We start from the raw sequence: 7,912 nt of genomic DNA on the forward strand, positions 1-7,912 counted from the left end.
GTCAGCCGGCGAAGTCGAAGTCCGCGCCGAGCTTCCGCAGCTTCGGGATGAAGTGCTCGTACCCGCGGCTGATGATGCCCACGTTCGTGATGTGCGACTCGCCCTCGGCGGTCAGTGCGGCGATGAGGTGGCTGAAGCCGCCGCGCAGGTCGGGCACGCGGACGTTGGCGCCGTGGAGCTTGGTCGGGCCGGTGACGACCGCGGCCTGCTCGAACGGACGCCGGGCGACGCGGCGGTCGTGCCCGGGCAGCCCCTCCTTGTGCACGACGATGTCGGCGCCCATCTCGTTGAGGGCGTCGGTGAACCCGAAGCGGTTCTCGTACACGGTCTCGTGCACGACGCTCTGTCCCTCGGCCTGCGTCAGCGCGACGACGAGCGGCTGCTGCCAGTCGGTCATGAAGCCGGGGTGCACGTCGGTCTCGATCACGACGGGCTTGAGGACGTCGAGCTCGCGGTAGAACCGGATCCCGTCCTCTTGGATGTCGAAGCCGCCGCCGACCTTGCGGAAGACGTTGAGGAACGTCATGAGCTCCTGCTGCTTCGCGCCCTCGACGAAGATGTCGCCGTTGGTCGCGAGCGCGGCGGAGGCCCAGCTCGCTGCCTCGTTGCGGTCGTTGATCGCCCGGTGGGTGTAGCCGCGCAGCGACTTGACGCCCTCGATGAAGATCGTGCGGCTGGGCTCGACCGTGATGATCGCGCCCATCTTCTGCAGGATCGCGATGAGGTCCATGATCTCGGGCTCGATCGCGGCGTTGCGGAGTTCGGTCACGCCGTCGGCCAGGGTCGAGGACAGCAGGACCTGCTCGGTCGCACCGACGCTCGGGTACGGCAGTTCGATGTTCGCGCCCTTGAGGCCGTTCGGCGCCGTGATGTGGATGCCGGAGATCTGCTTGTCGACCACGGCCCCCATCGCGCGCAGGGCGTCGAGGTGGAAGTCGATCGGGCGGTCGCCGATGCGGCAGCCACCCAGGTCGGGGATGAAGGCCTCGCCGAGCTTGTGCAGCAGCGGGCCGCAGAACAGGATCGGGATGCGGCTGGACCCGGCGTGCGCGTCGATCTCGGCGAAGTGCGCCGACTCGACGTTCGACGGGTCGAGGATGAGTTCGCCTCGTGCAGGATCGGTGATGCGCACGCCGTGCACCTCGAGCAGCGCGCGGACGACCTTGACGTCGGAGATGTCCGGCACGTCCTTGAGGATCGACGGCGTGTCACCCAGGAGCGACGCGACCATCGCCTTCGTCGCGAGGTTCTTCGCGCCACGGACCTCGATGCGTCCGACCAGCGGCTTGCCACCGCGGATGACGATCTCGTCCGACTTGAGTCCCACGCGCGCCCCTGCGGCCGCTGCGTCCTGTACGAGAGAGTTCACTACTTCACCGGCAATGTTTTCGGCCGCCAGCTTGCCCGGCGGGATTCGAACTCCGTGATCGAGGTCTCGTCACGGAGGGTGAGCCCGATGTCGTCGAGCCCTTCCATCAACCGCCAACGAGTGTAAGCGTCGATCTCGAAAGCCACGTCCACATCGCCCAGCGACACGCGCTGTGTCACAAGGTCCACCGTGGCCTCGATCCCCGGGTGCGCCTCGATCTCGGCCCAGAGGCGCTCGACGTCGGGTTCGGTCACGATCGCCGTCACGAGGCCCTGCTTGCCGGCGTTCCCCTTGAAGATGTCCGCGAACCGGGGCGACACGACGACGGAGAACCCGAAGTCGCGCAGCGCCCACACGGCGTGCTCGCGGGACGACCCGGTGCCGAAGTCGGGCCCGGCGACGAGCACCCGGGCGCCCTGGTAGCGCTCCTGGTTCAGGACGAAGTCGGGGTCCTGCCGCCAGCCGGAGAACAGCGCGTCCTCGAAGCCCGTCTTCGTGACGCGCTTCAGGTACACGGCCGGGATGATCTGGTCGGTGTCGACGTTCGAGCGCTTGAGCGGCGCGGCGATGCCGGTCACGGTGCTGATCTTGTCCATCAGTGGGTTCCCTCCAGGACGGCCTCGGCCTCGGTGGACTCCAGGTCCCACGGGCTGGACAGGGTGCCGCGCACCGCCGTGGCGGCGGCGACGAGCGGGGACACCAGGTGGGTCCGGCCGCCCTTGCCCTGGCGTCCCTCGAAGTTGCGGTTCGAGGTCGACGCACAGCGCTCCCCCGGCGCCAGCTGGTCGGGGTTCATGCCGAGGCACATCGAGCACCCGGCGAAGCGCCACTCCGCACCGAAGTCGGTGAAGACCTTGTCGAGCCCCTCGGCCTCGGCCTCGAGCCGGACCCGCGCGGAGCCCGGGACGACCATCACCCGCACGCCGTCCGCCTTGGTCCGGCCCTGGATCACGGACGCGAAGGCCCGCAGGTCCTCGATGCGGGAGTTCGTGCACGAGCCCATGAACACCGCGTCGACCGCGATGTCCTTCATCGGCGTGCCGGCCTCGATGTCCATGTACTCGAGCGCGCGCTGCGCTGCAGCCTGGTCGTTCGGGTCCGCGTAGTCCGTCGGGTTCGGCACCGACTCGGAGAGCGACACGCCCTGGCCGGGGTTGGTGCCCCACGTGACGAAGGGCTCGAGCGCGTCGGCGTCGATGAACACCTCGGCGTCGAAGACCGCGTCGTCGTCGGTCGCCAGGGTGTCCCAGTAGGCGACCGCTTCATCCCAGTCGGCCCCGGTCGGTGCGTGGTCGCGGCCCTGGACGTAGTCGTACGTGGTCTGGTCGGGCGCGACCATGCCGGCACGCGCACCGGCCTCGATCGACATGTTGCAGATGGTCATCCGGCCCTCCATCGAGAGCGCCCGGATCGCCGAGCCGCGGTACTCGAGCACGTAGCCCTGCCCGCCGCCGGTGCCGATCTTCGCGATGACCGCCAGGATGACGTCCTTCGCCGTGACGCCGGGGCGCAGCGCCCCCTCGACGGTGATCGCCATCGTCTTGAAGGGCTTGAGCGGCAGGGTCTGCGTGGCCAGGACGTGCTCGACCTCGCTCGTGCCGATGCCGAACGCCATGGCGCCGAACGCCCCGTGGGTCGAGGTGTGCGAGTCGCCGCACACGACCGTGATGCCGGGCATGGTCAGCCCGAGCTGGGGACCGACCACGTGCACGATCCCCTGCTCCTTGTCGCCCAGCGAGTGGAGGCGGACGCCGAACTCCTCGCAGTTGCGGCGCAGGGTCTCGATCTGGGTGCGGCTGGTCGGGTCGGCGATCGGCCGGTCGATGGCGAGCGTCGGGGTGTTGTGGTCCTCGGTCGCGATGGTGAGGTCGAGACGCCGGACCGGACGTCCGGCCTGGCGCAGCCCGTCGAAGGCCTGCGGGCTGGTCACCTCGTGCACCAGGTGGAGGTCGATGTAGAGGAGGTCCGGGTTGCCGTCCTCGCCCTTCACGACCACGTGGTCGTCCCACACCTTCTCGGCGAGCGTCCTGCCCATGACGGTCCTGCCCTTCATCTCGTCCGGCGATGCTAGCACCGTTGGTATACCAACGACGGACCAGACGGGAGGCCCCACTCACCTTCGGCGACACCTGTCGCGGTGGGAGGATGGTCGGGTCATGACGCAGCTCCCGCACTCATCCCGCACCGTGAACCTCGAGGGCGCCGCGCGCGCGGCGATCGCGGGCGGCGTCCCGCTCGCGGCGCTCATCGCCCTCGGCATGCCCGGGTACGCGGCGTTCGCGATGTTCGCGGGCTTCACGGCGATCTTCGGGCAGACCGAGCCGTACCGGCAGCGTGCGGTGACGACGGGCATCGCCGGCGCCCTGCAGACGCTGTGCATGTTCGCAGGCATCGCGGTCTCGATGCTCGGGGCTCCGCTGTGGCTGCAGGCCGCCGGGCTCGTCGTGGTGCTCGTCGTCGCGGTGTGCACCCTGAGCACGCTGCGGTCGATCCCCGCCCAGCCGATCTTCCCGACCTTCGCGTTCGTGGTCTCCGCGCTGGTCCCGCTGCGTGCCACGGACCTGCCGCTCGTCACGGCGATCATCCTCGGGTCGGTCGCGTGGGCGTGGCTCGTGGCGATGTCCGGCGCGGTGGTGCGCCGTGCCCTGCACCCGCGCGCGCCGCACCGCTTCCGCCCCATCGCCGAACCGAAGCACCGCTCGCTCGCGGTCCTGCGCACGCGCGCCCTCTGGGAGACCGTCGGACTCAACGTCGTGGGGGCCCTGGTCGCGGGGGCCGTCGCCGAGGCGGTCCCGGGGCTCGGCCACCCCTACTGGGCCGTGATCGCGGTGGTGTCGACGCTGCCCGCACTGCGACAGCGGCACACGGTGCTCCGGGCGTTCCAGCGGTTCATCGGCACGATCGGCGGCACCGTGATCGCGGTGGGCATCCTGCTGCTCGAACCGGGCCTCTGGTGGATCGTCGTGATCGCCGTGGTCGGGCAGTTCTTCGCCGAGGTCTTCGTCGCCCGCAACTACGCGGTGTGCTTGCTCTTCCTCACCCCGCTCGCGCTCGCGGTGTCGTGGTTGAGCGTGCCCGAGGCACCCGAACTGCTGGCACTCGACCGGGTCGCACAGACGACGCTCGGCGCGCTCGTCAGCGTCGCACTGCTGGTCGTCGGACGCGCCATCGAGCGCCACCGCGGCCGGGCACTCGGCGCGACGAGCACGATCCGGACGGTCTGACCAGAGACGCCGGCAACCGCACAGCGCGGACCGCGCAGGTCCACGCGCCTAGCGTGGGATCGTCATGAGCGCCGATCACCGCAAGCCCGCCGAGCCCGACCAGGCTCCCGCCGTCGACCACCACGCCGCGCACCACGTGGCCGCGACGGCGACCCCGAGTCCCCCCGAGCATCCCACCTCCCCGCCGCCGTCCGACGACCAGCCGGACCCGAACCGGTGGAAGGCCCTCGTCATCTGCCTGCTCGGCGGTGGCATCGTGCTGCTCGACGTGTCGATCGTCAACGTCGCCCTGCAGTCGATCTCGGCCGGCCTGCCAGGAGCGACCCCCGAGGCCGTGCAGTGGATCCTGTCCGGCTACGCCCTGTCGTTCGGACTGCTCCTCGTGCCGGGCGGCCGACTCGGCGACGCCTCGGGCCGACGACGGATGTTCGTGATCGGCGTCGGGCTGTTCACCGTCGCGAGCGCGCTGTGCGGGTTCGCGCCGAACGGGCTCGTCCTGGTCATCGCACGCCTGGTGCAGGGACTGGCGGGCGGTCTGCTCACCCCGCAGGTCACCGCCCTCATCCAGCAGCTGTTCCGCGGCAAGGAGCGCGGGACCGCGTTCGGGCTGTTCGGCGCGACCGTCGGCATCGCGACCGCGATCGGCCCGCTCATCGGCGGGCTGCTGATCACCGCGTTCGGCACCGAGAACGGGTGGCGGTTCGTGTTCTTCGTGAACCTGCCCGTCGGACTCGTGACGATCCTCCTGGCGTTCCGCTACCTGCCCGCCGCTGCGAAGGCGGCACGCGGCAAGCGCCACGACTTCGACCCCGTCGGGATCGCCCTGCTGGGCGCGGCGGTCGTCGCCCTGCTGCTGCCGTTCGTGCAGTCCGAGGTCTGGAAGAGCGGCACGAAGTGGTGGCTCATCGTCGTCGCCGTCGTGCTCGCCGTGGCCTTCGTGCTGTGGGAGCGCCGGTACTCGCGCACGAAGGAGCCCGTGGTCGACCTCGGCCTGTTCCGCCGCCGGTCCTTCTCGCTCGGTGTCGGTCTGGCCACGCTCTACTTCGCCGGGTTCACGCCGTTGTTCTTCGTCCTGACCCTGACCCTGCAGTCGGGCCTGCACTACTCGGCGCTGCTCGCCGGCGCCACGTCGGTGCCGTTCGCGGTCGGTTCGGGCATCGCCTCGACGATCGGCGGCCGGATCGTGCACCGGTTCGGACGGCAGCTCATCGTCATCGGGACGATCCTGGTGCTCATCGGCCTGGGTGCGGTGGTGTGGGTCGTGTCGAACCACTACGGACCGGACCTGGGGTGGTGGCTCATCGCGCCGCTGCTCGTCGCGGGCATCGGCTCCGGCCTGACCATCTCGCCGAACCAGACCCTGACGCTGTCGGAGGTCCCCGTGGAACAGGGCGGCTCCGCCGGCGGCCTCATCCAGGTCGGCGCACGCGTGGGGTCGGCGATCGGCATCGCGGCGGTCGGCAGCGTGTTCTACTCCGCGCTCGCCAGCTCGGACGGTGACCACACGACCGGGCTGCCGCTCGGACTCGGGGTGTCGCTCGGGTTCGTCGCCGCGGCCCTGGTCGCGGGCATCGTGGACGTCGTGGTCGGCCGGGTCCGCGGGACGCAGGCGACGGTCTGACCGCGGACGCGGAACGACACTGCCGCTGTCGTACGACATCGGCAGTGTCGTTCCGTCCGTACTGACGCGCAGCTTCGCCGGTTTGCTGGCGGTCTACCGGGGCTGGATGTTCCAGGCGTCGATGACGGGACGGCCGTGCTCGTACCCCAGCACGCTGACCGAGGCCGTCGACAGCGCGAGCACCGCGCCGTCCTGCGGCGCGAGCCGGATCCAGGCGGCGCCGATCGCTCGCAGCACGTGGCCGTGGGCGACGAACACCGCGTCCTGCCCGTCGGCGAGCACCGGACGGGCACGGTCGAGCACCCGCTCGGCCCGGACGCGGACCTCGGCCGCGGACTCGCCGGGCGTGTCACCGGCGGGGACACCGTCGGTCCACAGGTCCCATGGTCCGTGGCGCTGCACCTTGATCTGCGGGGTGGTCAGTCCCTCGTACGCGCCGTAGTCCCACTCGTACAGGTCCTCGTCGATGTCCGGGTCGACGCCGATGAGCGCGGCGGTGTCCCGCGCGCGCCGGAGCGGACTGGACAGCGCGAGCGCGAACTCGCGGTCCGCCAGGAAGCGGCCGGCACGCTCGGCCTGCTCGATGCCGGCGTCGGTGAGCGGGATGTCCGTGCGACCCGTGTGCTGACCGCTCTTGGACCACTCCGTCTCTCCGTGACGGACGAGGACGAGTTCGCCGGGGCGTTCCGAGGTCATGAGTTCCTTCCGAGCAAGAGGCCGAGCGCGGCTGCGCCGACCGAGACGACGAGCATGCCGAGGCCGTTGAGCACGGCGAGCCGGGTCTTGCCGGACTGCAGCAACCGCACGGTCTCGACACTCGCCGTCGAGAACGTCGTGTACCCACCCATCATGCCCGTGCCGAGCACCGCGACCACCGGGAGGGCCAGGGTGCCGGCCTCGCCCAGGCCGGTCAGCAGCCCGAGGACGAGGGACCCGCTGACGTTGATGACCATCGTGCCGAGCGGGAAGCCGGTCACCCGCGCCTTCACCACGCCGTCGAGGACGAACCGCAGCGCGGCCCCGGCACCGCCGCCGACCGCGACCAGCAGGAGGTCGAGCGCGCTCATCGTGCACCGCCCACGCGGCGCGTCCGGGCGGCGAGCGCCAGTCCCCCGACGACCGCGACGAGTCCGAGCACGACGGACAGCAGCGCGTACCCGCTGCCGGCGCCCCAGCGTCCGTCGGTGAGCAGCCGGGCGGTGTCGTCCGCGAGCGTGCTGTAGGTCGTGAAGCCGCCGAGGACACCCGTGCCCACGAACAGCCGGACGGTCTGCCGGCGGCCCTCGTCCGGACCGCGCCGGGCCAGGTGCTCGAGGAGCAGCCCCAGGCAGAAGGCCCCGACCACGTTGATCCCCAGGATCGTCCAGCTGACGCCGTCGACGGCGGGGGCGGCCTCGGCCAGGACAGCACGGACGGCGGTCCCGATGGCGCCGCCCAGGGCGACGAGTCCGATCAGGTGCCAGCGGAGATGGGATGGTCGTGCGGCGTTCACATGACGATCTTGGCCCGTCCGGAGCCGGACGTCCTACGCTCGGGCGCAGACGGCACCTCGCCGCTCGACCGAAGGGACGACCAATGGCCATCAACGACGACGACATCACGACGGACCCCCAGAGCGCCGGCGAAGGCCCCGCTGACGGCGGCGCGAACCCGAACGGCCACGACGGCGGCGCAGACGGCTCCGCCGACGCCGGCGAA

8 protein-coding genes are annotated in these 7,912 nt (G+C 70.9%); 2 read left to right on the forward strand and 6 right to left on the reverse strand.

The genetic code is table 11. From position 1 onward, the window contains the following. Window position 1: 1 nt before the first annotated feature. Genes murA through leuC form a run of 3 tightly spaced genes read right to left on the reverse strand, consistent with a single transcriptional unit; the run spans window position 2 to window position 3,404 of the window. A complete protein-coding gene (gene murA / locus ASG04_RS15325) occupies window positions 2-1,369 on the reverse strand; it encodes a UDP-N-acetylglucosamine 1-carboxyvinyltransferase (protein ID WP_056126083.1) in 1,368 nt (455 codons plus the stop codon). After that, the gene (gene leuD, locus ASG04_RS15330) at window positions 1,369-1,965 is read right to left on the reverse strand and encodes a 3-isopropylmalate dehydratase small subunit (RefSeq protein ID WP_056126085.1); all 597 of its coding nucleotides are present in this window, start codon (window positions 1,963-1,965) and stop codon (window positions 1,369-1,371) included. Before leuD ends, murA begins: the two co-directional genes overlap by 1 nt. Further along, window positions 1,965-3,404: a 3-isopropylmalate dehydratase large subunit gene (gene leuC, locus ASG04_RS15335; RefSeq protein WP_056126086.1), complete on the reverse strand. Its 1,440-nt coding sequence runs from the start codon at window positions 3,402-3,404 to the stop codon at window positions 1,965-1,967. The genes leuD and leuC overlap by 1 nt, the downstream gene beginning before the upstream one ends. Window positions 3,405-3,525: 121 nt before the next feature. Here leuC and ASG04_RS15340 point away from each other — a divergent pair, with 121 nt between their 5' ends. Both ASG04_RS15340 and ASG04_RS15345 read left to right on the forward strand, forming a co-directional pair. Continuing rightward, a complete protein-coding gene (locus ASG04_RS15340; RefSeq protein ID WP_056126089.1) occupies window positions 3,526-4,593 on the forward strand; it encodes an FUSC family protein in 1,068 nt (355 codons plus the stop codon). Window positions 4,594-4,657: 64 nt separating this feature from the next. Continuing rightward, window positions 4,658-6,214 (forward strand): MFS transporter, encoded by a 1,557-nt coding sequence (locus ASG04_RS15345; RefSeq protein ID WP_082518262.1) that lies wholly within the window; start codon window positions 4,658-4,660, stop codon window positions 6,212-6,214. A 93-nt stretch (window positions 6,215-6,307) separates the two neighbouring features. On the opposite strand, the gene ASG04_RS15350 is transcribed toward ASG04_RS15345, so the two are convergent. From ASG04_RS15350 to ASG04_RS15360, 3 genes are read right to left on the reverse strand one after another with little or no spacing between them, the layout of a single operon-like run. Beyond that, window positions 6,308-6,910 carry a histidine phosphatase family protein gene (locus ASG04_RS15350; RefSeq protein ID WP_056126091.1) on the reverse strand — a complete coding sequence of 201 codons (603 nt, stop codon included), beginning with the start codon at window positions 6,908-6,910 and terminating at the stop codon, window positions 6,308-6,310. Continuing rightward, window positions 6,907-7,281, reverse strand: a complete 375-nt coding sequence (gene crcB, locus ASG04_RS15355) for a fluoride efflux transporter CrcB (RefSeq protein WP_056126093.1) — start codon at window positions 7,279-7,281, stop codon at window positions 6,907-6,909. The genes ASG04_RS15350 and crcB overlap by 4 nt, the downstream gene beginning before the upstream one ends. Beyond that, window positions 7,278-7,706: a fluoride efflux transporter FluC gene (locus tag ASG04_RS15360; RefSeq protein ID WP_082518264.1), complete on the reverse strand. Its 429-nt coding sequence runs from the start codon at window positions 7,704-7,706 to the stop codon at window positions 7,278-7,280. The genes crcB and ASG04_RS15360 overlap by 4 nt, the downstream gene beginning before the upstream one ends. Window positions 7,707-7,912 lie beyond the last annotated feature (206 nt).

The organism is Curtobacterium sp. Leaf183 (assembly GCF_001424385.1).
Lineage (GTDB): Bacteria > Actinomycetota > Actinomycetes > Actinomycetales > Microbacteriaceae > Curtobacterium.

Excerpts from the sequence above, each read along its gene's own strand:
- leuD (WP_056126085.1), bottom strand. The coding sequence starts at position 1,965 with ATGGACAAGATCAGCACCGTGACCGGCATCGCCGCGCCGCTCAAGCGC.
- leuC (WP_056126086.1), bottom strand. The coding sequence starts at position 3,404 with ATGGGCAGGACGCTCGCCGAGAAGGTGTGGGACGACCACGTGGTCGTG.
- ASG04_RS15340 (WP_056126089.1), top strand. The coding sequence starts at position 3,526 with ATGACGCAGCTCCCGCACTCATCCCGCACCGTGAACCTCGAGGGCGCC.
- ASG04_RS15345 (WP_082518262.1), top strand. The coding sequence starts at position 4,658 with ATGAGCGCCGATCACCGCAAGCCCGCCGAGCCCGACCAGGCTCCCGCC.
- ASG04_RS15350 (WP_056126091.1), bottom strand. The coding sequence starts at position 6,910 with ATGACCTCGGAACGCCCCGGCGAACTCGTCCTCGTCCGTCACGGAGAG.
- crcB (WP_056126093.1), bottom strand. The coding sequence starts at position 7,281 with ATGAGCGCGCTCGACCTCCTGCTGGTCGCGGTCGGCGGCGGTGCCGGG.